General features: G+C 61.8%; 24 protein-coding genes and 2 pseudogenes. 18 read left to right on the top strand and 8 right to left on the bottom strand.

Going from position 1 to position 23,353, the window contains the following annotated elements:
• The first annotated feature begins 382 nt into the window (after nt 1–382).
• From CXY73_RS09370 to CXY73_RS09345, 6 genes are all read left to right on the top strand, one after another.
• The gene (locus tag CXY73_RS09370; RefSeq protein ID WP_158253046.1) at nt 383–1,117 is read left to right on the top strand and encodes a nuclease-related domain-containing protein; all 735 of its coding nucleotides are present in this window, start codon (nt 383–385) and stop codon (nt 1,115–1,117) included.
• Between the two features lie 85 nt (nt 1,118–1,202).
• Nucleotides 1,203–1,601, top strand: a complete 399-nt coding sequence (locus CXY73_RS09365) for a (deoxy)nucleoside triphosphate pyrophosphohydrolase (RefSeq protein WP_104177576.1) — start codon at nt 1,203–1,205, stop codon at nt 1,599–1,601.
• A complete protein-coding gene (locus CXY73_RS09360; protein WP_104177575.1) occupies nt 1,598–4,495 on the top strand; it encodes a DUF3427 domain-containing protein in 2,898 nt (965 codons plus the stop codon). The genes CXY73_RS09365 and CXY73_RS09360 overlap by 4 nt, the downstream gene beginning before the upstream one ends.
• Before the next feature lie 318 nt (nt 4,496–4,813).
• Nucleotides 4,814–7,600 carry a UvrD-helicase domain-containing protein gene (locus CXY73_RS09355; RefSeq protein WP_104177574.1) on the top strand — a complete coding sequence of 929 codons (2,787 nt, stop codon included), beginning with the start codon at nt 4,814–4,816 and terminating at the stop codon, nt 7,598–7,600.
• Nucleotides 7,601–7,701: 101 nt separating this feature from the next.
• Nucleotides 7,702–7,941, top strand: a complete 240-nt coding sequence (locus CXY73_RS09350; protein WP_104177573.1) for a hypothetical protein — start codon at nt 7,702–7,704, stop codon at nt 7,939–7,941.
• Nucleotides 7,938–8,156 (top strand): hypothetical protein, encoded by a 219-nt coding sequence (locus CXY73_RS09345; protein ID WP_104135462.1) that lies wholly within the window; start codon nt 7,938–7,940, stop codon nt 8,154–8,156. Before CXY73_RS09350 ends, CXY73_RS09345 begins: the two co-directional genes overlap by 4 nt.
• A 70-nt stretch (nt 8,157–8,226) precedes the next feature.
• Here the strand turns inward: CXY73_RS09345 and CXY73_RS22775 are convergent, their stop codons facing one another.
• From CXY73_RS22775 to CXY73_RS09335, 3 genes and pseudogenes are all read right to left on the bottom strand, one after another.
• Nucleotides 8,227–8,436 carry a hypothetical protein gene (locus CXY73_RS22775; protein ID WP_233198246.1) on the bottom strand — a complete coding sequence of 70 codons (210 nt, stop codon included), beginning with the start codon at nt 8,434–8,436 and terminating at the stop codon, nt 8,227–8,229.
• Nucleotides 8,437–8,510: 74 nt separating this feature from the next.
• Nucleotides 8,511–9,452 (bottom strand): annotated as a pseudogene (locus tag CXY73_RS23555) (type II toxin-antitoxin system HipA family toxin); the annotation flags it as partial.
• Complete coding sequence (locus tag CXY73_RS09335) at nt 9,445–9,777, bottom strand: helix-turn-helix transcriptional regulator (RefSeq protein WP_104177571.1); 333 nt, start codon at nt 9,775–9,777, stop codon at nt 9,445–9,447. The pseudogene CXY73_RS23555 and the gene CXY73_RS09335, both read right to left, overlap by 8 nt.
• Before the next feature lie 491 nt (nt 9,778–10,268).
• Here CXY73_RS09335 and CXY73_RS09330 point away from each other — a divergent pair, with 491 nt between their 5' ends.
• The 3 genes and pseudogenes from CXY73_RS09330 to CXY73_RS22760 all read left to right on the top strand — a co-directional run bounded on the left by CXY73_RS09330 (nt 10,269) and on the right by CXY73_RS22760 (nt 11,463).
• Complete coding sequence (locus CXY73_RS09330; protein ID WP_104135460.1) at nt 10,269–10,604, top strand: hypothetical protein; 336 nt, start codon at nt 10,269–10,271, stop codon at nt 10,602–10,604.
• 448 nt (nt 10,605–11,052) lie between these two features.
• Nucleotides 11,053–11,193 (top strand): annotated as a pseudogene (locus CXY73_RS22765) (DUF2256 domain-containing protein); the annotation flags it as partial.
• On the top strand, nt 11,176–11,463 hold the full coding sequence (locus CXY73_RS22760) for a DUF3253 domain-containing protein (RefSeq protein ID WP_255411380.1): 288 nt from the start codon (nt 11,176–11,178) through the stop codon (nt 11,461–11,463). The pseudogene CXY73_RS22765 and the gene CXY73_RS22760, both read left to right, overlap by 18 nt.
• 221 nt (nt 11,464–11,684) lie before the next feature.
• Here CXY73_RS22760 and CXY73_RS21960 read toward each other — a convergent pair whose 3' ends face one another.
• Complete coding sequence (locus tag CXY73_RS21960) at nt 11,685–11,834, bottom strand: hypothetical protein (RefSeq protein WP_158253045.1); 150 nt, start codon at nt 11,832–11,834, stop codon at nt 11,685–11,687.
• A 17-nt stretch (nt 11,835–11,851) separates the two neighbouring features.
• Here CXY73_RS21960 and CXY73_RS22755 point away from each other — a divergent pair, with 17 nt between their 5' ends.
• Nucleotides 11,852–12,307: a hypothetical protein gene (locus tag CXY73_RS22755; protein ID WP_233198244.1), complete on the top strand. Its 456-nt coding sequence runs from the start codon at nt 11,852–11,854 to the stop codon at nt 12,305–12,307.
• Between the two features lie 12 nt (nt 12,308–12,319).
• Here CXY73_RS22755 and CXY73_RS09310 read toward each other — a convergent pair whose 3' ends face one another.
• Complete coding sequence (locus tag CXY73_RS09310) at nt 12,320–12,694, bottom strand: YccF domain-containing protein (RefSeq protein ID WP_104135458.1); 375 nt, start codon at nt 12,692–12,694, stop codon at nt 12,320–12,322.
• Complete coding sequence (locus CXY73_RS09305; RefSeq protein WP_199184270.1) at nt 12,691–13,440, bottom strand: IclR family transcriptional regulator; 750 nt, start codon at nt 13,438–13,440, stop codon at nt 12,691–12,693. Before CXY73_RS09305 ends, CXY73_RS09310 begins: the two co-directional genes overlap by 4 nt.
• A 169-nt stretch (nt 13,441–13,609) precedes the next feature.
• Between CXY73_RS09305 and CXY73_RS09300 the strand changes: the two genes are divergently transcribed.
• From CXY73_RS09300 to CXY73_RS23550, 6 genes are all read left to right on the top strand, one after another.
• Nucleotides 13,610–14,428: an ABC transporter ATP-binding protein gene (locus CXY73_RS09300; RefSeq protein WP_104177602.1), complete on the top strand. Its 819-nt coding sequence runs from the start codon at nt 13,610–13,612 to the stop codon at nt 14,426–14,428.
• Between the two features lies 1 nt (nt 14,429).
• Complete coding sequence (locus CXY73_RS09295; protein ID WP_199185325.1) at nt 14,430–15,293, top strand: ABC transporter permease; 864 nt, start codon at nt 14,430–14,432, stop codon at nt 15,291–15,293.
• A 30-nt stretch (nt 15,294–15,323) separates the two neighbouring features.
• Nucleotides 15,324–16,364: an ABC transporter substrate-binding protein gene (locus CXY73_RS09290; RefSeq protein ID WP_158254089.1), complete on the top strand. Its 1,041-nt coding sequence runs from the start codon at nt 15,324–15,326 to the stop codon at nt 16,362–16,364.
• A gap of 30 nt (nt 16,365–16,394) precedes the next feature.
• Nucleotides 16,395–17,633, top strand: coding sequence for a CaiB/BaiF CoA-transferase family protein (locus tag CXY73_RS09285; protein ID WP_104135456.1), 1,239 nt, complete (start codon nt 16,395–16,397; stop codon nt 17,631–17,633).
• Nucleotides 17,633–18,556 carry a hydroxymethylglutaryl-CoA lyase gene (locus CXY73_RS09280; RefSeq protein ID WP_104177568.1) on the top strand — a complete coding sequence of 308 codons (924 nt, stop codon included), beginning with the start codon at nt 17,633–17,635 and terminating at the stop codon, nt 18,554–18,556. The genes CXY73_RS09285 and CXY73_RS09280 overlap by 1 nt, the downstream gene beginning before the upstream one ends.
• Before the next feature lie 209 nt (nt 18,557–18,765).
• On the top strand, nt 18,766–18,861 hold the full coding sequence (locus CXY73_RS23550; protein ID WP_146071711.1) for a hypothetical protein: 96 nt from the start codon (nt 18,766–18,768) through the stop codon (nt 18,859–18,861).
• Nucleotides 18,862–18,935: 74 nt separating this feature from the next.
• Here the strand turns inward: CXY73_RS23550 and CXY73_RS09275 are convergent, their stop codons facing one another.
• A complete protein-coding gene (locus tag CXY73_RS09275; protein ID WP_104177567.1) occupies nt 18,936–19,262 on the bottom strand; it encodes a hypothetical protein in 327 nt (108 codons plus the stop codon).
• A 125-nt stretch (nt 19,263–19,387) separates the two neighbouring features.
• Here CXY73_RS09275 and CXY73_RS09270 point away from each other — a divergent pair, with 125 nt between their 5' ends.
• Nucleotides 19,388–19,936 (top strand): PadR family transcriptional regulator, encoded by a 549-nt coding sequence (locus CXY73_RS09270; RefSeq protein WP_104177566.1) that lies wholly within the window; start codon nt 19,388–19,390, stop codon nt 19,934–19,936.
• Nucleotides 19,937–19,991: 55 nt separating this feature from the next.
• Nucleotides 19,992–21,647 carry an AarF/ABC1/UbiB kinase family protein gene (locus tag CXY73_RS09265; protein WP_104177565.1) on the top strand — a complete coding sequence of 552 codons (1,656 nt, stop codon included), beginning with the start codon at nt 19,992–19,994 and terminating at the stop codon, nt 21,645–21,647.
• Nucleotides 21,648–21,784: 137 nt separating this feature from the next.
• On the opposite strand, the gene CXY73_RS09260 is transcribed toward CXY73_RS09265, so the two are convergent.
• Entirely contained in the window at nt 21,785–23,068 is a 1,284-nt protein-coding gene (locus tag CXY73_RS09260) for a DUF1524 domain-containing protein (protein WP_104135451.1), read from the bottom strand.
• Nucleotides 23,069–23,353: the final 285 nt, after the last annotated feature.

Raw genomic sequence — 23,353 nt, 5'->3', positions numbered from 1 at the left:
TTTGGGACCGCAGAAGTCTATACGCTCTCCCACCTGGACGGCCCACACCTGCTGGCGGCACTGCACCTGCGCAGCTCCAGCAGCGAAATCCCGGCGCGGGCGTTGGCCCTTCCTTGGAACGGGACGATAAATTCGAGCGGAGTAACGCCGGAGCCAGCCTGGCGGCCCTTTCGGCAGTGCTCGATCGCGACAGCAGTATCTTCGACCGCGGCGAAACGGATCGCGAGAAGCTGCTTCGATAGACGATGCTCACCCGGCTACATTCGCGGTCAGGCTAGAATCGTCCCCTGCAAACCATGGCAGTGAGTGAAGCGAAGGACAAACTCTCCACTCTTGTCGACAGCGTCGAGGCGACCCATGACGGCGTGGTCATCACCTGTCGGTGCCAGCGCGCACACGTTTCGCCCGGTTCTGGGGAATCTCCCCGCTGGCCGCCGACAGCCTCGCCTGGTACCGCGGTGCCCAGGGCGAGATCAAGGTTGGCAGGATTCTCCGCCGGCTCCCGCCCGAGTGGCGAGTCTTCCACGCCCTCCCGATCGGCAAAGCCGGCGCCGCCATCGACCACCTCGTAGTGGGCCCCGGCGGAATTTGCACCATCAACACCAAACATCACCGCGGCAAAAAGATCTGGGTCGCCGAGCGGACGATTATGGTCAATGGACAGAAACAGCCCTACCTTCGCAACTCCATATTTGAAGCCACCCGCGTCACCAAAATGCTGCGAGAGCGGATGCCTCAGCTCCCGGCAGCGCAGGCCGTGATCGCGCTGGTCAGCCCCGGGCCGATCACGATCAAGAAGAGGCCCGCCATCGTCACTGTGATGGATGCGGTCGGTTTGCGCCGTTGGCTTCTAAAACAACCAGTTTCTCTCGTCGAAGGCGATCTGGTTGAGCTTGCAGCGATAGTTGACGCGTCAGCGACTTGGACTGCACTCACATCGCTACCGACTCCGAGTCTGATGGCGAAATTCGCTGTAATCGACAGCCATGTAAAGACAGCGCGCGTGCGGCGAGTCTCATGGACCCTGCTCAGTTTCGCGTTAGCTGCGACACTCGGGGTGTTCGTGGGCTTGCCTCTTTACAACAAGTTGGTCCTCGGAGTCATCGGCGGTCTTTGAAGCTCCTGCGGCTGCTTTGATCACCAGCGGACCGCGCTGGCTAAGCTGGCGTTACGGATTGACGGCTAGGCATCGGAGTTCACCTGTGAAGAAGAGAATCAATGTCGTCGGCGCCGTCCTCACTCGAGGCCAGACAATTCTCGCAGCACGTCGTAGTTCGACAATGTCCCTACCCGATATGTGGGAGTTTCCCGGGGGCAAGATAGAGGCGAACGAATCACCCGAGCAGGCTTTGCTCCGCGAACTCGAAGAAGAGTTGCTCTGTGCAGCAGAGATCGGAGCGCGCATCGAAACCACCGAGCACGAGTACGACTTCGGGATCGTTATCTTGACGACTTACTACTGCTCCCTAACCGGCGAAGAGCCTCGACTTACCGAGCACTCAGAAATTCGGTGGGTTCAGGCTGCCGATCTGGACCAGCTTGATTGGGCACCTGCTGACATTCCGGCAGTCGTGCAGGTAATGAAAGACTTTCGCGAGTGAGCGCGACTAGCCGTCAACTGACCATCGACAACAACTTTGGATTTCTTAACTCGCAAGTAAAGGCCGATCAAGTCTTTAACCCGACGCTCGTCTCAAATTCGGCCGGCAACACGATGCTTCGAGCGATTCGTGAAGAGCTAAAGCGCTCGCGTCGCTTTATCTTTAGTGTGGCTTTCGTCACACCAAGCGCGATAGCCCTGCTCAAGCAGGCAATTATCGATTTTCGAGGTTCGGGCACGATCATTACATCCACGTACTTAGGATTCAACTCGCCTGCAGCCTTTCGGGAACTCGTCAATCTCGATGGAATCAACGTTTTCGTGCACCCAGATTCCTCTGCCGGCTTTCATGCCAAGGGATACATTTTTGAGCAGGAGGCGAGTACCACGGCGATCGTAGGTAGCTCGAACCTGACGGATCGCGCACTCCTGAACAACCACGAGTGGAATCTGCGCTTTTCGGCTCTGCCTAACGGGGACATCGTCCAGCAGCTTAATCGCGCCGCGCAGGTTCATATTGATGCCTCGATTCCCCTTACCAAAGACTGGATTGACGCGTACGCGCTGACGTGGATCGCACCCATACGCGCATCGTCAGCTGCAATCGGCCCGATTGAGCCGGTGACTGATCTGCCAGTCAGCGGAGTCATTCAGCCCAACGAAATGCAAGTCGAAGCACTCGCTGAGATTGCAGCACTGCGTGATAATGGGGAGAAACGCGCGGTTGTTATTTCTGCGACGGGAACTGGAAAGACGATCCTCTCGGCGCTCGACGTGCGGGCATGCGCACCGAAACGGATGTTGTTCGTGGTGCATCGTGAGCAGATCTTGGACCGTGCCATATTTGAATTCAAGCGCGTCTTGGGAGCTCCGGACAGCGACTTTGGCAAATTTGTGGGAACGAAAAGGGAACTCGATCGTCGTTATGTGTTCGCTACGATTCAATCCCTATCGAGGCCGGCGAATCTCGCTGGGATTGAGCCCGATGCATTTGACTACGTTCTGATCGACGAGGTCCACCGGGCGGGCGCCGAGAGCTATCGGAGTGTGATCGAACACCTCCAGCCAGAATTTTTGCTCGGAATGACAGCGACGCCCGAGCGAACCGACGATTTCAACGTCTTTGAGCTGTTCGATTTCAATGTGCCATACGAAATCCGATTGCAAAAGGCCCTAGAGGCAGACATGCTGGCACCCTTTCACTACTACGGCGTAACCGACTACGTCAAAGACGGCGAGGTAATAGACAAGCTCTCGGACCTCAAGCACCTTGTCGCCTCTGAACGCATTGACTACCTCGTGGCCTCGATCGAAAAGTATGGACACGCGGGCGCACCGGTACGCGGCCTAATCTTCTGTAGCAGGAACGATGAGGCGATGGCCCTTTCGGCACTTCTCAACTTGCGCGAGGTTCATGGAAAGCATCTCCGAACGCGCGCGCTGAGCGGGTCCGACTCGGTGGACGAACGAGAGGCGGTCGTGCAGATGCTCGAGCGCGGCGAGCTTGACTACATAGCCACTGTCGACATTTTCAATGAGGGGATCGACATTCCCTCAGTCAATCAGGTCGTTATGCTGCGTCAGACACAATCAAGTATCGTGTTTACCCAGCAGCTCGGACGGGGACTTCGGAAGGCCGCGGGCAAAGATCACCTAGTAGTTATCGACTTCATCGGCAACTATGAAAATAACTATCTGATTCCCATAGCACTCTTCGGAGACAGCAGCCTGAACAAGGATTCGATCCGCAAGAAAATCATCGACGCACAAGAGGCCGGTGCCATAGCCGGCCTTTCCAGCGTCAACTTTGACGCTATTGCAAGAGAGCGAATTTTTGCATCCCTTGCAACGACGACTCTCGACAGCATGTCGAACCTTAAGAAGTCCTTCCTCGAGGTGCAGAACCGCCTAGGCCGAGTGCCTTTACTAATCGACTTTGCGCGTTTCGACTTAGTGGATCCCACCGTCATTGCAACAAAAGCAAAGAATTATTGGCGGTTTCTCCAAAAGGTCGGTGCCATGAACGTTCCGGTCGGAGAGTACGCAGACGGAGTTTTGACCTTTCTTTCCGGCGAATTACTGAATGGTAAGCGGCCTCATGAGCTACTGCTGCTCAAGGAGCTTTTGTCCAGCGCGGACGGTCTAGAGGTGCAAGCCTTCACGCGACTGCTTGAGAAAAGTGCTCTGGCAACCGATCCGGCAACACTTGCCTCCGTACTGGGCATCTTGAGTTTGGAATTCTTTACCGCGGCAGAAGCCGAAAAGTACGGCGCCGCACCGGTCATCACTGTAAGTGATGGCGTGTACGACCTCAGCGAAAAGTTCGCCGCGGTTTGGAACGCTGATCTGGTGTTCCAAGAGCACGTTAACGACGTTGTAGAGACCGGGCTATACCTCGCGCGCCATCGACACAATTGGACCGGACGTCTGGAGGTGGGCCAACGCTATTCCCGCAAGGACGCTTGCCGTCTGCTGAATTGGAAGTCCAACGAACAAAGCACGATATACGGCTACAAGGTCGATTTTGTCTCAAACACCTGCCCAATATTTGTCACGTACCACAAGGGGTCTGAGGTGTCCGAAAGCACCAACTATGGAGACGAGTTTCTCAACCCTTCGACGTTGACCTGGTTCACCCGAAGTAGGCGCACCCTTGCAAGCGGTGAGGTGAAAGCGATTGTTGAAAACAGTCTTCCCCTTCATGTTTTCGCAAAGAAGGATGACGCAGAAGGAACCGATTTCTACTATCTCGGACAAGCGACATCTCAGGACGCCCGTCAGACAAAGATGTCGGGCGTCGGTGGCCACGATGTGGTGTCAATGACGTTGGGGCTGGCGATTCCTATTGAGTCGAGTCTTTATGAGTACTTCGCGGCTCGCGCTTTAGAGTCCTAGCGCGCCATCGGAGCATCACAGCTCGCCGCCGGCGTCTCGAGGGAGCGGTCGAGAAAGACTCGCGTCCTCGTGTCTCAATTATTGCCGTATCGTCTTCTACAATCGAACTATCGGTCACTTGTCCGCAAAAACGCCCCGTCCGAGGGCCGCGAGCTTAGCCGGCGTATCGCTACATTGCGACATATATATTAGTTTCTCGCGAGCGCGGTTTGCTTCATGGGAATGCGGATCCGATGAGGCGTACTTCATAGCTACTCGTCCATCAGCTCTTACGGGACGACCTAACCGGGGGCCAACCATGAGTTCAAGAAGCACTTCTTGAAGACCAGACACGTCCTCCCCACGTGGCGGCCCTCCGCGTGGGGCAAGGCCCTCACCAACGCGGGCGATTGGCAACTTGCCCTCCACGACGACATCGTCACGGTCACCATAGAAGGTACTGCTGCCTCGACCGCGGTCGAGGATGTCGCGACGGTGATCGTCACCCGCGGCCTGTTCTGGAGTCGGATCGAGCTGCAAGTGGGAGCGCGGGCGAGCCGGTTCCGCGGCATCCGCTCGAAAGACGCTGCTGCCTTTAAACACGCTTTCACCGTGTCGCGTCAGTCGTTGCAGCTGCTGCAGCTCACTGCGGAGTTCGATGCGGCAGCCCGCCAGGCGACGCTCTGGTTGAATAGCTTTACTGACGCGCTCACCGAACACCTACAGGTCAAAGGCTGGATCACAACCGAATTCGGCACGGATTGGGCCGCTCGTAAGGCCGTCGTGGGCTTCAGTCACCTCCTCGACGACGAAGCCTTGCAAACTCATATTGGTGCCCAGCCGGCTGACATCGCCGATATGATTGCCCACTGGTCGAAAGACCTGCAGGCTGTAATTGCACGTGAAAACCAAAACCATCTCGAGCGAGAATCGGATGAGTGCCGCGAATTCTTCGACAATGTGGAATCCGCGCCGCTGACCCCAGAGCAGACGCGCGCCGTGATCTGTTTCGACAACCGCATGCTCGTCATCGCATCCGCAGGCTCCGGCAAGACGTCCACGATGGTCGCCAAAGCCGGCTACGCGTTGCATCGCAAGCTCATTCCGGCCGACAAAATACTCATGCTCGCCTTCAACTCGGCTGCAGCCAAACAGCTGCAGCAGCGCACTCGCGACCGCCTCACCCCGCTGGGGCTTGACGCAGACAAGGTCGTTGCCCGCACGTTTCACGCCTTCGGCCTCGACATCATCGGTCAGGCCACCGGCAAGAAGCCGTCGCTGGCGCCGTGGCTTGAGGGTGGCAAGGACATCGAGCAACTCGGTCGGATCGTTGACCGACTTCGGGCTACTGATGTCATGTTCCGCTCGGAGTGGGACTTTTTTCGCGCGGTGCTGGCCCGTGACTACCCTGACGATAACGGGGAGAAGGCCGACGCGAGCGAGGGGTTTCAGACGTCGCGCGGCGAAACCGTCAAGAGCGCTGGCGAGCGGATGATCGCTGACTGGCTGTTCTTCAATGGCGTCGACTACATTTACGAGAAGCGCTATGAAGTTGAGACCGCTGACCCCACGCACGGGCAATACCACCCTGATTTCTTCTACCCGGCGATCAACGTTTACCACGAGCATTGGGCGATTGATGCGGATGGCTCGTCGCCCTTCGAAGGCTATCTCGAGGGCGTTGCATGGAAGCGCAAAATCCACCACAAAAACGGCACTACTCTGCTCGAGACCACGACGTCTGAGCTGTGGGGTGGACGAGACCTTACCCGCCTGGGCGTCGAGCTCACCGAACGGGGCATCTCCCTGCAGCCCAACGCCGATCGGCTCGCCGTCGGCCAGAAGCCGATCGAGAACGCACTCCTGCTGGGCACATTTCGCACCTTCCTCATCCACGCCAAAAGCAACTGCCTCACCGAAGAGCAGCTGAGCGAGAACCTCGCAGCGCTCGCCCACGGCCCCGTGCGCTACCGGGACGCGTCGTTCCTGAGACTGTTCACGGCCATCCGTCGGGAATGGAATGAGCAGCTGGCGGCTGACGACTGCATCGACTTCGAGGACATGCTGACGCTGTCGGCGCAGCACCTTGAAGATGGTGACTGGGAAAGCCCATATGACCTCGTAATGGTCGACGAATTTCAGGACGCCAGCTTTGCCCGTGCCCGCCTGGCTCGTGCGCTCGTTGACGCACCCGGACGCCATCTGTTCGCGGTCGGCGACGACTGGCAGAGTATCAACCGCTTCGCCGGCGCTGATGTCTCAGTCATGACCGGTTTCGAGAACCGGTTCGGCTCGAGTGAGACCATGCGTCTCGAGCGCACCTTTCGTTTTCCACAATCAATAGCGGATGTCTCGAGCGCCTTCGTCATGCAGAACCCTGGGCAGATCACGAAGAGCGTCGTTTCGTCGACCGCCGAGTATGCGCCAACGATGGAGATCATGACGGTCGACACGGACAATGCCGTGGCAGCAGCCGTACGCCATCGATTGACGACTCTGCATACCCGCGTGGCGAGTGGCGAGATCCCGAGCGTCCAGGGGCGCAAGCTATCGGTGCTCGTACTCGGCCGGTATCGCTACCAGAGCAGTTACTTGGAGGGCTGCAAGACCCTCGCTGACCTGCTCGACATCTCGTTCATGACGATCCACGCGTCGAAAGGAGGAGAGGCCGACTACATCGTGATACCCGGCATGGTGTCGGGAAAATGGGGATTTCCGAGCACCATTCCCAACGACCCGGTATTGCGGCTCGCTATGCCGGCCGCTGAAAAATTTCCGAAAGCCGAAGAGCGTCGTCTGTTCTACGTGGCGCTCACTCGAGCTCGCCGCGGCGTGCTTCTGGTCACCATCAACAATCGCGAATCGCGCTTCGTGATGGAACTCATCCGCGACCAGGCCATGTTGCGCACGAACGCCATCGGCGAGGTGCTGCACTCGATCGTCTGCCCGCGCTGCGGCCTCGGGTTCATGGTCGAGCGCACCAGCAAACGCGGAGCTTTTCTCGGCTGTCGGCGTTACCCGCGCTGCAAGACCACGCTCGCCCTCGATGGCAGCCCGTCGATGCCGGTTGTGAAGCCGGCCGGCGGGTACCGCAAACCATTCACCCCGTACCGCCGCAACCGCTGACGCCGCTGCCAGAGAATTGCCCGCAGACAAAATCCCGTGGGCGTATCGAGATCTCGGCAGGCTCGATCAACGGGATTGTTGGGTCGCGTAGGCAGAGTCGCGTGTGGACCACGATCTTGTTTTTGGAGCGCCCGTGGTACGCGCGGCCGGATTTCGCGACCGAGCAGAGGGCATCCGCTTTTCTGGAACGTATCAGCCTTCGCCTGCCCGAAATCACCGGGCCGGCCGAACACCAGAACTACCTGGTCCTGCTCGACCGCTGCCTGCTCGACCGGCAGCTCTCCGCGCACGAAGCGCAGGCGCTTGTACAGCTGGCCGAGGAGCTCGGCCTGGTGAGATGAACCGACCCCGCAGCGACTGGGAATCGGAGCTGCTGGCCCGCGGCTTCGCCCCGAAGAGTGCGGTGACCAAGAAGGTCATACTGCTCGTGGCCGCCGACCCGCACTCCCTCTCGGGCAAGGCGCGCAAGGCCCGCGACTACGGCATTCCAATCGTGGGGGAGGCGGCCCTCATCGGGCTGGCGGGTGCGTTTCCTCTGCTCTGTTCTCCGGAGTGAGGATGCCCATCGGTGCCGCTCCGCTTGGTGGCGACGGGAATCTGCTGACGGCTGGGGCAATCGCTCTGCCCTATCGGCTTCCCGGTGCAAAAGCTCCGGACATCAGGTCAATCTCGCCCTCGGTGATGCCCAGACGGCGTGCTTCGGCTACCCATCCCGAGACCGCATGGGCTATTTCTGCGAGCACGGTCTTGGGGCTGCGCACACGAAAATAGGGAGCCACTTCAAGAAGTGTGTCGGTGTTGGCGGCGTAGGTGTCGAAGTCGATGGCTGTCGACAAGTTTTGGGTCCCGGTGCCGGATTGGGATTGAGGTCAAAAACTGGCGACAGATTCCAACTGCCTTCGGAGTCTGAGCGCAGAAAACCATGATTACGGAGATGGTCGTCGGTATTGGAAATAAGGACGGAAAATGCAATTCGCCGCCAGAGCTCATTGAGCTCATTCGTGGCCGACGGCGATGTCTGCTCGATGATCTCGGCGATTTCCAGATAGCTGCGCCGCTCACCGTCGACCGCTTCGAGCATGGTCATGGCACTCGCGTACCCGATTCGGCGCGAGCCCTGCCGATCGAACCGATTGAGGAGAAGGACATTTCGACCGGCCACGGACATCAACTCGTTGCGGGGAGTGCTGATGCCGGCGCGGGAGGCGAGGGTGAGGGATAGGTGCTCCCAAGCCATGACATCCCATTCGTCACTGCTCACACGCGGGAATTTTGCCATCAATAGATCACCCTGGCCGTTTACCACGGCCGCCTTCGGGCGTGCACCTCCGATCGAGCTTCCGGCTCCCAGCAGCAAGCGCAGGGCGTCGTCATCAGGGTTTTCGCTCTCCACCGATTCGACGGCACGAAGGAGCCGCGACAGGTCAACGAGGTGCGGCACACTTCCGGCCGCTTCGGCCTGCCATTCATCGGAGCCAGGCGTGCGAAACCGAATGGCTCCTTGGCGTAGGTCATCCCTGACTCCGAGGGTGAAGTCAAGTTCGCCAGAGCTGCGCTCGGTAACACCAATTCGGGAAGCTCGACGGCGTTCAGACCGTTCGAGGAGTCTGCGCCCCCACCGGTCAGGGGCGCAGTCGGTGAACGCGCCGAACAGGTGATGCCCATCTGCTGTATTGAACGCGCCAGACGACAGTGGAAGGGCTGGGTCGAGAGCGTAGGAGGCTGGCCGCGCCAGATACTCAGGCGCGTACGTAAACGTAGCGCTCACGGAGCCACGCCGACGGTGTGAGTAGACGGTTCCGGCGCGCACATCTATGCCGCCCAGCTGCACCCAGACTTCGGCGTCAGGCATCCGACACGCGCTTCGGCGTGCTCTGACGCACGCGCTGCGGCAGAATCTCTTCGGATCGGAGCCGGCCCACATCGCTGCGGTACGGGTCGGCACTGTTGACGACCGTGTCCATAATTCCGAGGGCTCGGAAGACGCGCAGCGCGGTCTCGAGGCGGACGCCGCCGTTACCGGACTCCAATTTTGCGAGGGTACTGCGGCTTATGTCGGCGCGGTCTGCGACTTGCTCCATAGTCAATCCCAAAAGCTTGCGCCAGGTTTGAGTGTCGTTTCCGAGTTCGCGGATGGCTCGCCGAACAGGAATCGGTGTCATTCGTTTTTCAGCCATGATAGTCAACCCTCTGTATGACCAGTATTCTACACATTGAGACGGATAATGAGCGGAATACTACTCATTGAATTCAAAAGAGAACCTGGAAGATGATCGAAATGTATCTCCTCGCCCAGGCCTGTTCATTGAGGACTATCTCGGGGAGGGCTGGGCGGAACGACAATGGAATCAGAGCCGCGCCAGCGGCTTCACCCGGAAAAATGCGGTGACCAAGTAGTCCACTCTGCCACGTGAGCGCCAGCGCCGTTCCGCGATGAGCGGCCTGCGGGCCGGCCGGCGGCGATCAAGGCCATGGCGCTCTGATTTGCCAGAACCTCCATAAAATAGCCCTGTCTGAGGGCCGTGGGCGGGCTACGTGTTGACTAGAGTGCGGAGTGCGGGCTGAAGCCCGCCTCGCGCACTCAGGACAATTGTTGGAATACACGGCCATTCAGCCGTGGGTCCTGCAACCGGATCGAACTTGCCGAGCTAGCGAGAGGACAACCAGCATGCCGCCGACTTGGCAGCCATCCGCCTGGGGCAAGGCCCTCACCAGCGCAGGCGACTGGAAACTCGCACTTCACGGTGACTCCGTCACGGTCACCCTGGGTGGCGTCGCTATCGTGACCGCGATTGCGGATGTTGAGGCTGTCGTCGTCACCCGCGGCCTGTTCTGGAGTCATATCCGGATCGAGGTGGGTGAGTGGGTGAGTCGGCTCTACGGTATCCGCTCGAAGGACGCTGCCGCGTTTGAACGAGCCTTCGCAGCGTCCCTAAAGTCGCTCAAACTCAGGCAGCGCACCGCGGGGTTCGATGCGGCGGCCCACCGAGCGAGCCTTGACTGAACGGCTTTACTGTCTCGCTCGGGAGGCCACGACCGCGTCATTGTGCCCCACAGTGCCGCCGTCGACATCCGCTTTTTTCTGCCCGAAATCACCGGCCGCGGACATGGCAGTGCGGCTGGGCTTGCTTCTGGGGACGAGCGCGGAACTCTGGCGGGGAATGCAGACTGCCTACGACCTTTGGAACGAAAAGCAGAAACCACGGCCGGAGGTTCTCCCGCTCGCAGGTCAGGCGCCACCCTCGCGCTGAGCGGAAAGCATTGTTGGCCGTGGAATTCTTGCGGATTAGGCGACGGCCTTGAGATCGACCACGACGTCGTGTCCGTTTACCGAGACCACGATGCGGGGATCGCTTGCTCCGGTTGCCGGTAAATAGTTGCGCGCAGCGGAGAGAAGCATTTATGCGGAAATTTGTGTCAACTATCTCCGGTCGCGCGGCAAGATAGAGGGCATGGCGCACCGTCAACCAAAGCCCTCCGATGCTGACCCCGCAGTTGCCCGAGCGGATAAGACGTGCGCCTCGTGTGGGCGTCGCATCGAGTGGCGCGCGAAGTGGGCCAACAACTGGGATTCGGTGAAGTATTGCTCGGCGGCGTGCCGGTCACACGGAGTCAACGCGACAGACCAGCAACTCGAAGCGACGATCGTGACACTGCTCCAGGCCCGGGCGCACGATTCCACTTTCTGCCCGTCTGACGCGGCGCGAGCCATCGGCGGCGAAAAATGGCGCGACCTGATGGAGCCGGCCCGCCGAGCTGCACGCCGCATGGTCGCCCGCGGCGAATTGCAGATCACGCAGGGCGGAATCGTGGTCGATCCGTCGACCGCGAAGGGTGCGATTCGGTTGCGAACACCGCGGTAAATGGTCACCACTTGCCGTGCGCCAGATCTGGGTGTCAAATCACAGTGGCGGCGGAGACAGGGGAGATCGACATGACAGTGACCTGCGACTCACTGGTCTCGGGAGACGGCTACGCGGCCGGCGTGAATCAAGGTCTGCAGCATCCGCTCGGTCGAGCGGCAGTGCGTCACGCACGTCACTTACCGGGTTGCGCACGGAACGAGTCGTGTGCGGCTGAATCATCAGTCCAGTTGCGGGGCGATACGTAGGGCATCATCGATGCCGTCGAGTTCCTTGCGGCTGACATGGCCCACGAGCTGGCCGAGGCGTTCAGTGCGCAGGACGGTGAGATAGCGCAGGTCGGCTGCTTCACGAGTACCTGCACGCGCCATTCGTGGGAGCATGACGCATGCACAACTTCATGAGCGAGATAGTCAACCAGGCTCCCCAACAGAACAGCTGGTGGCTCAACGGCGGCGGCTGGTTCGTGCTGGCCCTCGTCAATGCGGGCCTGGCCGAACAGAAAAACCGTTCCCGCTGGACCTGGTTCGTGCTTTCTCTGTTTCTCGGGCCCGTCGCCACGTTCTTCATCGTGGTCTGGGAGCCGGTGACTGAGCCGCCACTTGAGGTGCGGAATCCGTTTGCGAGGGCCGACGACCGCTATCTCACCCTAGCTTTTCTCGCTTTCGTGGTCACGGTTGGCGCAGTGCTCTTCGCCATGGCCGGGCAGACCTGGTACATGTGGGTCGCCAGCGGCGTTGGTGCCGTGGCGCTCGCGCTCTTTCTCGTTCTGTTTCGACGTGCACGCGCAAAGCGGATGGCGGAACGCGCGCACGCGCGCAGCGCTTCAGCGCCGACTGTCTGACCCCTACAAGCGTTAGGGCGTGTCGACGATCTGCTTGCCGAGCGGCATGAGCGCGACCGGGATCAGTTTGAAGTTGGCGATTCCGAAGGGGATGCCGATGATGGTGATGCAAAGCGCGATGCCCGAGAGCAGGTGCTCGAGGGCGATCCACCAGCCGGCCAGAACGACCCAGACGACGTTGCCGAGCAACGACGCAATGCCGGCGTTCGGTGTCTCAATCACGGTTTTGCCGAACGGCCAGAGCGCGTAGACGCCGATGCGTGCTGCTGCGATTCCCCAAGGGATCGTGACGATGAGTACGCACATGATGAGCGCGGCGAACATGTAGCCGAGGAACAGCCAGAAGCCCGAGAATACGAGCCAGATGATGTTGAGGAGGGTTTTCATGATTGTTCTAGTCTCTCAAACCCGAGCGCCTCCGAGATCAGCGCCGCGGCGTCCACGACCGGCTCCGTATACCCTGGAATCGCGGTCGCCTCGTTGAGCCTAGAGAACGGGGCCACGATGCCCACCACAGCCACCACGTTGCCATGGTGGTCGAATACGGGGGAGCTCACCGAGGCAACTTCGGGCTCGCGCTCCTCAAACGATGACGCCCAGCCCTGGTTGCGAATCTGATCCAGCAGCTGGGCGGGCAGTGCCTCCTCCGGCGCAACGGTTAGCAGCTCCTGCCGAGCGAACTCGTCGAAAGCGAGAAACACCTTGCCGGCCGAGCCCAGGTGCAGCGGCATGACTGTGCCCACCTCGAGCACGCGCGAGATGGCGCGCGGCGAGCGGGCCGTGGCCACCACGGTTCGGTACTGCCGCCATCGCACGTAGAGCACCGACGACTCCTGCGTCTGCTCGCGGAGGGTTTGCAGAACCGGGCGGGAGGCTTGAATCACGTCGAGGCCGTGAGTAGCATTGATGGCCCAGCGGGCCACGGCCAGTCCGATGCGGTATCCGCTGCCGTCACGGTCGAGAAATCCTTCCGACACCAGGTTCTGCACGAGACGCTGCGTGGTGCTTTCGGGTAGTCCGGCGCGCTTGCGAATCGCGGTGAGCGACAGGGTGGGTTCCTCCACGGTGAAGCAATCCATGATCTGGCGAATCTTGCCCAGCACCAGAATGCGATTACCAGCTGTTTCTGTCACGAGGTGTCCTTGTCTGCGCGGGGCGAGCGAAGCATCCGTTTGTCACAGCGCCATTATCCATTGCGGTCGGGCACATAACGCCACTAGGGTTCATGTAACCACATTGTGAGTGACTCACTCACAATGTGAGCGATAAACCTCACGCTCTGCCTGTAAGGAATGCATGACGATGACGTCAACAGAAACAGCGCACGTACCGGCGGTACAACTCGATGCCTGCACCAAGGAGTTCGTGACGCCCCAGGGCGGCTCGTATTTCGCGGTGAAGGGCATCGACCTCACGGTGATGCCGGGCAAGTTCGTGTCGATCGTGGGCCCGACAGGATGCGGCAAGTCCACGGTGCTCAACATGGCCGCTGGGCTGATGGCGCCGAGCGAGGGCGAGGCGCGTAGCTTCGGTGCCCCGGTGGTGGGCGTCAACCGCCGGGCCTCGTACATGTTTCAGCAGGACGCCCTGCTGCCGTGGAAGACCGTGCTCGACAACGTGTCGCTCGGCCTCATCATGCGTGGCGTTGGTAAGAAGGAAGCGGCCGCCGAGGCTCGCCGCTGGCTCGCCAAGGTTGGCTTGTCCAACTTCGAAGACCGCTACCCGCACCAGCTGAGCGGCGGCATGCGCAAGCGCACGTCTATCGCGCAGGCCTGGATCGTGAACCCCGACATTCTGCTGATGGACGAACCCTTCTCCGCCCTCGACGTGCAGACCCGGCAGATCATGGAGAACGAGCTGCTTGATATCTGGCAGGAATCGGGCAAGGCCGTGATTTTCATCACCCATGACCTCGACGAAGCCATCGCCCTCAGCGACGAGGTCGTGCTACTCAGCGCCGGCCCCGCGAGCCACGTGGTGGCCCGATACGACATCACCCTGCCGCGCCCGCGCAACCTGCTTGAAATTCGCGACGACCCGCGGTTCGTGGAGCTGCACCGCGAGATCTGGGGCAGGCTGCGCGACGAAGTGGCCAAAACCTACGCGGCGAAGGCGGCCTGACATGTCAACGACGACCACTCGAGCACATGCCGCGTCCGCCGCGTCCGCCGCATCCGCTCCTCGCACGCCCCGCCGCGGCTCGGCCCACTCCCGCAGCGAAACCCCCGCAACCCTGATGCGCGTGTACCAGCTGCTGCTGACCGCGTTGGTGCTTGGCGCCTGGGAGATTCTCGGACGCGCGGGAATAATTGACACGTTCTTCTTCTCCTTGCCGAGTGCCATCGGCGAGGCCGTGTGGGACTGGATCGTCACGGGCTTCATCTTTCCGCACTTGTGGATCACGCTTCAGGAAGCCCTGTACGCCTTCATTATCGGCACCGGGCTCGGCCTGGTGCTCGGGTTTCTACTTGCCCGAGTGCGCTTTCTCGAGCGGCTGTTCGAACCATTCGTACAGATGTTTAACGCCCTGCCCCGGGTGGTACTTGCCCCCATCTTTCTGTTGTGGTTCGGGCTCGGCATCGAATCCAAGGTAGCTTTCGGCGTCACCCTGGTGTTCTTCATTGTGTTCTTCAACGTGCTGCAGGGTGTGAAAAGCGTCGACAAGGTGCTGCTCGACAACGCCCGCATGCTCGGCGCCACCGAACGCCACCTCATTCAGCACGTCGTGCTGCCGAGCGCCCTCACCTGGATCTTCTCCAGCCTGCACATCAGCGTGGGCTTCGCCATCGTGGGCGCTGTCGTGGGCGAATACCTCGGTGCCGCCGCCGGGGTCGGCTACGTGATCGCTCAGGCCCAGGGCGTGTTTGACACCGAAGGCGTGTTCGCGGGCATGTTCATCCTCATGATCGTGGTGCTCTTCGTCGACCTCGGCGTAAACCGAATCGAACGCTACCTGCTGCGCTGGCGCCCGGTTCCAGGTGCCTAAATGCTGATCTTCCGACAGAAAGAGAACATCGTGTCCTTACGCAAGAAAATCATAGTGGCCGCCGCAGCGTTGCTCACCGCCACCCTGTTCGCCGGCTGCAGTAGTACCGCAGGCAGGGGAGCGGATGCCGCAGCCATTCCCAAAGTCACCATCGGCATCGGCGGCCAGACTCTGCTCACCTACCTGCCCACCACCCTCGCCGAGCAACTCGGCTACTACGAGGAGGAGGGGCTCGACGTTGATCTGCAAGATCTGCAGGGCGGGTCGAAGGCCCTCACCGCGCTGCTCGGCGGCAGCGTGAACGTGGTGAGCGGCTACTATGAGCACACCATTCAGATGCAGGCCAAGAACCAGAGCATCACCTCGTTTGTGCAGATGGGCAAGTCGCCCGCCATTGCCCTCGTCGTGGCTCCAGGATCAACTTCCGAGATCAAGTCCCTCGACGACCTCATCGGCAAGAGCGTTGGCGTCACCGCGCCGGGCTCCTCCACCCACACCATGCTGCGCTTTTTGCTCGAGGAGGCGGGGTTGAATCCCGATGGCGTCAGTGTCGTCGCGATGGGCGCCGGGGCATCCGCTGTGGCCGCCATGGAGTCGGGTGGAGTTGTGGCCGGCGTGATGCTCGAGCCCGACGTGTCGGTGCTCGCAGAGCGCACCGGCGCCGAGACCGTGAGCCTCGCCGACCTGCGCTCGCCCGCCGGCGTGGAGGAGCATTACGACACCGACATGTGGCCATCGTCGTCGTTCTACGCGCAGAGCGACTGGCTCAAGAAGAACCCCGAAACCGCGCAGAAGCTCGCGAACGTGCTCACCAAGACGCTCGCCTACATTGCCGAGCACACCGGCACCGAGATCGCGGCCGAGATGCCGGAGACCTTCAGCGGCGGAGACCTCGAACGCTACGCCGCGCTCATTGAGCAGCTCAAGCCGCAGCTCACCGAAGACGGACGCAACTCAGAAGCCGGTGCCAAGGCCGTGCTCGACACGCAGCGCATCGCGAACCCTGAGGTCGGAGACGCCGAGATCGACCTGGCGACCACCTTCACGAACGAGTTCGTTGGCGGCAAATAGGCGCACGGCATCCGCTCGAAAGGACTTGATATGACCAACGTGGCCCCGCTCGCCGGAGTGCGTGTACTCGAACTCGGTAACTTCATCGCCGCGCCCACGGCCGGGCGCATGCTGGCCGATTTCGGCGCAGAGGTGATCAAGGTGGAACGCCCCGGAACCGGAGATGAGTTGCGCAATTGGCGGCTGCACGCCGGCAGCACGTCAATGCTGTTTCGTACGATCAACCGCAACAAGAAGTCGATCGTGCTCGATCTCAAGACCGCGCTGGGGCGCGACACTGTGCTTGAACTCGTGGCGCACTGCGACGTGGTGCTCGAGAATTTTCGGCCGGGCACGTTGGAGAAGTGGGGGCTTGGGCCTGCCGAGTTGAACGCGGTGAATCCCAACCTCATTCTCACCCGGGTGTCGGCGTTCGGGCAGACCGGGCCGCTCTCGCAGCGCCCCGGATTCGCCGCGGTCGCCGAGGCGATGGGCGGCTTTCGAGAGCTCGTGGGCGACCCCGACCGGCCTCCCGTTCGGGTCGGCGTGTCGATCGGCGACTCGATCGCCGGGCTCTATGCGGCCTTCGGCTCGGTAATGGCCCTGTTTCAGCGCGAGGTACGTCAGGGGCGAACGGATGCTGCGATCGAGTTGCACGAACGCGTCATCGACGTGGCGCTCAACGAATCGATGCTGTCGATGATGGAATCGCTGATACCCGACTATTCGGCGTATGGCGTAACGCGGGAACGTGTCGGCGGGCGGATGGACGGCATCGCCCCCACCAACGCCTACCTCTGCAGTGACGGCGCCAGCATCGTGATCGCCGGCAACGCGGATGCAATCTACCAGCGCTACATGCACGTGATCGGCCGCGACGACCTCGGGTGCGACCCGGGGTTGCAGAACAACGCGGCGCGGTGGCTGCGGCGGGATGAGCTTGACGCCGCCATCGGGGCGTGGACGTTGGGGCTTTCGGCAGCCGCGGCTTTGGCCGTCTTGGAAGAGGCGGGGGTTCCGTCTGGTCCTATATATACGGCGGCCGACATCTGCGCGGACTCGCAGTACGAGGCGCGCAACATGATCCAGCGCTTCGATGTCTCAGACGGGTCACAGGTTTTGCCTGGCGTGGGTTTCCCTGGCATTGTGCCGGTGATCGGCGAACGCTCGCTCGATATAAAGACCCTCGGGCCAGACCTCGGGGAACACACTCGAGAGGTGCTGTCTAGGGTTTTGGGCAAGACCTCTGCCGAGATAGACCACATTTTGAGCGAATTGCAGCCCGCCTGATGTTCACCCTCGAACCCGCCGCGGTGCTGCGCGACGTTACCCTGCGCGACGGCCTGCAACTCACCGGCGGCATGCTCTCTACCGAACGCAAACTCTCGACCATTCGGTCATTGCTCGCGCTTGGGGTGGAGTCGCTGGAGATCGGGTCGATGGCCCGGCCCGACCTCGTGCCGCCGATGGCGAACACTCTCGAGGTACTCGCGGAGCTCACGCCCGCTGAGCTTGCGCGGTGCTGGGTGTGGGTCGCCACGCCGCGGCACGTGGAGCGCGCCGCCGCCGCCGGTGCCCGCAACTTTCAATACTGCTTCTCCGCAACGGATGCCCACAACCAGGCCAACATTGGTCGCACCACAGAGGCGAGCCTCGCCGCCATGCCGGTGGCCGTGGAGATCAGCCGTGACGTGGATGGGCAGATCCAGCTGTGCATCGCGACCTCGTTCACCTGCCCGTTCGACGGCCAGGTCGACCCGTCGCGGGTAGTGGAGATTGCGCAAGACGAACGCGCAGTCGGGGCTTCGCACGTGGTGATCTGTGACACGCTCGGGCAGGCGGTTCCGGCTCAGGTGTCATCGCTCATTACGCGTGTGCGCCTCGAGACGCCGGCCCGCGAGATCGTTTTTCACGGGCACGACACGTGGGGGCTGGGTGTGGCGAACACGCTCGCGGCTATTTCCGCCGGGGCCACGATGGTGGATGGAGCACTCGGTGGTCTGGGCGGATGCCCTTTCGCGCCGGGAGCCAGCGGCAACACCGCGAGCGAGGATATCCTCTTTGCCACACGCCCGCCGTGGCTGACGCCCGACGTTTTCGGGTCGCTCGTGCGCGTATCGGAAGCGTTGCTGATGGAGCTCGACGAGCCGAATCGTTCGAAAGCCGCCCAGGGCGCCCGCTCACCCGCGAAGGCGTTCGACTGGGTAATGTGATTGGGCCGGCGAAAGTGGCGCTCGGCCAAGAAGCAGGCCACGCGCGCGAGCAGCGCTATCGCACAAAATAGTAGGTATGGTCCACCGTCAGCGAAAACCCGCCGATGCCGACCTTGCACCGGGCAAGACGGATAAGACGTGCGCCTCGTGTGGGCGGCGGCGGGGGATGGCGTGAAGTCATGGAGCTGGCCTGATGAGCTGCACGCCGCATGGTCGCCCGCGGTAAACTGCCGATCAGACAGGGTGAGGTCGTGGTCAATCTGTCGACGGCGAAGGGTGCGATTCGGTTGCGGCGGTTGCGGTAGGGCGCGACAGAAGGTGCGGGTCGGGTGATTGCCACCGCGCCAGATGAAGTTGAGGAGGGTTTTTATGGTGGCGACTAACCGATCAGGGTGAGCATCAGCCGTGATTCCTCAAGCGCTTCGACCTCATGCTCAAGGTTGGCATCGAGCCTCAATAGGGCGCCGGGTATGAGATCGGTGATCTGGCCACCGGCGGTGACGCGCAGGAGTCCGTCGAGGGCTTGCATGAGCAGAATCTTGGGAGCAGAGTGCTTCTTGAGGGTAAAGCCGGCCTCGAAAGTGAGTACGATCACACGCACGCCGGGGGAGGCTAGGACCGTGCTGTGACCGAGGCGGCCAAATTCGACCCTGGCATCGGCTCGAACGTCGGCGATGTGGGTGAGGGGCGACGTTGTCTCTTCCATGGTTCAACGCTAGACCCGACTGTTGTGTCTGGGAGCCAGCCCTGAGCATCCGTTTGTATGTATCGTTCGGACGCATCGCTGGGTATCGTTGAGTATCGTTCGTACGTCACACTGAGGAGGCAATCATGGGCAATTCATTCCCAACCGGCGGGTTCAACGCTGGCAACATCGACGGCATCTGGCAGGCGATGGAGCAGTTCCGCTCTCGGTTCGAGAAGCAAGCGGGCACGGGTACCCGCGCCGGTCGTGGCGAGGTGCGCACGGCAGTGCTGGCGCTACTCGCCGAGCAACCGATGCACGGCTACCAGATCATTCACGAAATCGAGGAACGCAGTGGCGGCAGCTGGAAGCCCAGCGCCGGCTCGGTTTACCCGACCCTGCAGCTGCTGGCCGATGAGGGCCTGATCAGCGCCGAAGAGAGCAACGGGCGCAAGATCTATTCGCTGACCGAAGAGGGTCGCGCAGCTGTCGCTGACGCCGACACGAGTGCGCCGTGGGAATCTACCGCGTCGACGTCTGGCCACCGCCATGCGGCACTACCGAAGGCCGGCATCGAGCTCGCCCAGGCGGCGGCGCAGGTGGGCCGCACCGGCTCGCCCGAGCAGGTTAAAGAGGCCGTCGCGGTACTCGACGACGCGCGTCGCAAGCTCTACTCGATCCTCGCCCAGGACTGACGGGGTGCCACTGGCTCGTCGAGGTAGCTACGATTCGAATTCGGGCGCGGGCGACATGCGCGCCCGTTACCGCCGCATTCTGCGTTTTGCCAGCTGGTATCTCGCCATAACGTGGTGGTTCGAGTTGTTCCTGCCTCGCATCGGGCTGGTGAAAGTCGCAGAGCGCACCCGCTCTAAGCGGATGCAGCGCTTCGCAAAGGGTTTTCACGTGCTCGCGGCCGACCTTGGCGGTCTCATGATCAAGGTCGGGCAGTTCATGTCGTCGCGACTCGACGTGCTGCCGCCCGAGATCACCAAAGAGCTCGAGGGGCTGCAGGATGAAGTGGCTCCGGTATCGTTTGTGGCCATTCGCGCTGCTATCGAGGCGGAGCTGGGCATGCCGCTCGAACGGGCCTTTACGTCGGTCGACGAGACGCCGGTAGCGGCGGCATCTCTGGGGCAGGCGCACCGAGCCCAGCTCATCTCGCTCGATGCTGCTGACACAGGGCTCGACCGGGTCATCATCAAGGTGCAACGTCCGGGAATCGACGAAATCATCGACGTCGACCTGGCAGCGCTGCGCAAGGTGGGCGGCTGGCTCAGCCATGTGAAACTCGTCTCCAACCGGGTCGACATGCCGGCGTTGGTCGAAGAGTTCGCTCAGACGAGCCTCGAGGAGATTGACTACTTGCACGAGGCGAGCAGCTCCGAACGCTTCGCGGCGGCCTTTGCCGATGACGACCGAGTCGGCGTGCCCGGTGTCGTCTGGGAGCGCACCACCCGAAAGGTGCTCACCCTCGAAGACGTCACGGCGATCAAGATCACCGACGTTGAAGCCCTGATCAAGGCGGGCATCGACCCGACTAGGGTGGCCCCAGTTTTTGCTGAGGTCATGTTCGACCAGATGTTCACCATGGGGTTCTTTCACGCCGATCCGCACCCCGGAAACATCTTCGTCACCCCGGTCGCCGACAGTGAGCGTGGGTGGAAGTTGACGTTCATCGACTTCGGCATGATGGGCGAGGTGCCCACCAGTACGCGCACTGGCCTGCGCAAAATGCTCATCGCGGCCGCCTCGCGCGATGGGCGCGGCCTGGTCAATGCGATGAACGACGTCGGCGTGCTCCTTCCCTCGGCCGAGACGACCGAGCTCGAACGGGCCATGACCACTCTGTTCGCCCGGTTCGGCGGCATGGGTTTCGCTGAGCTGCGCGAGGTGGACCCGCGGGAGTTTCGCGACTTCGCGGTGCAGTTCGGCGACGTTGTGCGCTCGTTGCCGTTTCAGCTGCCCGAGAACTTTCTGCTCATCATTCGGGCTATGTCGCTCACCTCCGGAGTATCCAGCGCGCTCAACCCGGCCTTCAACCTCTGGGACTCCGTCGAGCCCTACGCGGCACAGCTGCTGCGCGATGAGAGCGGCAATCTGGTGCAGGACCTCGCGAAGCAGGCGATGGAGACCGCCGGCATCGCCTTTCGTCTGCCAAAGCGCCTCGATGCGCTCATCACCCGCGTCGAAGACGGCTCTGTGGCGGTGGCCAGCCCGGGTCTCGAGAAACGTGTCGCCCGACTCGAGCGCACTATGCGGCAAGCGGTATCGGCGCTGCTGTTCGCTGCGCTGCTCATCGCCGGCGTCCTGCTGCGAGCGGATGACACGGTGCTGGGTACCGTTCTGATGGTCGCGTCGGTCGTCCCCCTGCTGCACGCGCTGTTTGCAGGGCGCCGAGGGTTCTGAGCGGGCGGTCGCGGGTTTTGAGCGGGTGGTTGCGGTAGCCGTCGACGCGGAGGCTACCTGGCAGACCGGCGGGGCGGCATCCGCTCTATGGTCGGGGGTGCGCACGCCATAACGGCTGGTTCGGCCAGCCTGGTCAGCTAGCTTTCGCAGCCGACGCCGTCGCCGTCCCGGTCGAGGTGACGCCCATACCCGGCGTCGCCCGTGTGTACCGGAGCTGCTCCAGCAGCACGCGCCGCGTCACAGTTCTTGTAATAGGCGCTGGCGGGTGCCGGCGCAACCGGTGCCACGGGCGCCGGCTCGACGGCGACCGGAACGGGCACCACGACCACGGGCGCAGGCTCGGCAACCGGTATAGGGACGACGACAACGGGAGCGGGAGCCGGCGCGAAAACGGATGCCGTCGCCCGCTCGTCGGGGCAAGCAGTCAAAATACGGGTCATCGCGTCGTGCTCGGCCTGCGTCACCCATAGCCCGTAGGTCGCCTTCACAGAAATCTGCCGTGCCACGTAAGCGCATCGGTATGGTTTTAGCGGCGGCAACCAGGTGGCCGTATCGCCGTCACCCTTGCTCGAGTTCGTGCGACCGTCCACGGCTAGCAGATTGAGCGGATCGTTCGCGAGCGACACCCGTTGGGCTTGGCTGAGTTGCTGAGCTCCGGTCTGCCACGCATTTGATAGTGCCACGACGTGGTCGATTTGAACGAGCGACGACGTCGCCGTTCCGCGCACAAAGTTGATCGTTTTTCCCGTGTATGGGCCGGTCAGTGTGCCGGTCACGACCCGACAGTCGCCTTGCTTGGCGATGTTGGTCAGGTCGCGGGTCAGGATGTCGTTACGGGTGTCGCATCCGTTTTGGTCAACGTCGAGCCAGGCCGTGCCGAAGCCGCCGCTGCGGTCGTAGCCGGTCTTGGGCGCGCGGCCCTTGATTGGCAGGGTTGCCAGCAGCGCGACCGCTGTGGTGTCGGTCCCTGACGTATCGGCCAGAACGATGCTTGCGGCCTCCGGTGCCGGTGTGCTTGTGGCTGGATCGGTTGGCGCTTCGTCGGTGAACGCCAACGGCGTCGGGCTCGGCGTCGGGCTCGGCGTCGCAGAAGGGGTGGCCGTTGCGGTCGGTTGCGCACTCGTGCTGGCCAGGTTCGCGTCGACGGATGCCGGCGCCAGCGACGACCCGACGAAGACCGCGACGAGCGCCCCGGCCAGAACGACACTCGCAATCTTGCGTGTGGGGATGACGGCCCACGAGCGCCGACCGGTGGCCAGCACATAGATGGCGGTAAAGGCGCCGATCGCGCCAATCATCAGGAACAGGCCGGAAAACCCGCCGGTCGATGCGGCCACGAGCAACAGCACCTGTGACAGGCCGAGCACGGTCCAGGTGAGCGTGGAGAATTTCGGTCCGCGAAGGCGGGGTTCTGCGAACATGGAGCTCCTCTGGCAGTGTTGCGACAACCAGACGAACTTATCCGTTGTTCCACGGCGTGGGCACTTCCACCTTCGGGGACGCGGGTTTGGTCGCGGCGTCACCGGCTGCGGTTTGTGCCGGGCCCTTGTGGGGCACGGGGGTGTAAGTAATTCTTATACTAGCTCACTATATTAATGATATTTTCTCGTGTTTAGGGGCGATTCGCGCTATAATTGTGGGTGAAGGAGGCGCCGTCGCCATGACCCTCACCGCCCCGCCCGCAGCAGCCGGTTCAATCCCGGAGC

The organism is Cryobacterium sp. Y50 (assembly GCF_002929805.1).
Taxonomy (GTDB): domain Bacteria; phylum Actinomycetota; class Actinomycetes; order Actinomycetales; family Microbacteriaceae; genus Cryobacterium.
Note: the sequence above shows the minus strand (reverse complement) of the source record. Positions and strands in the feature narration are given on the sequence as shown.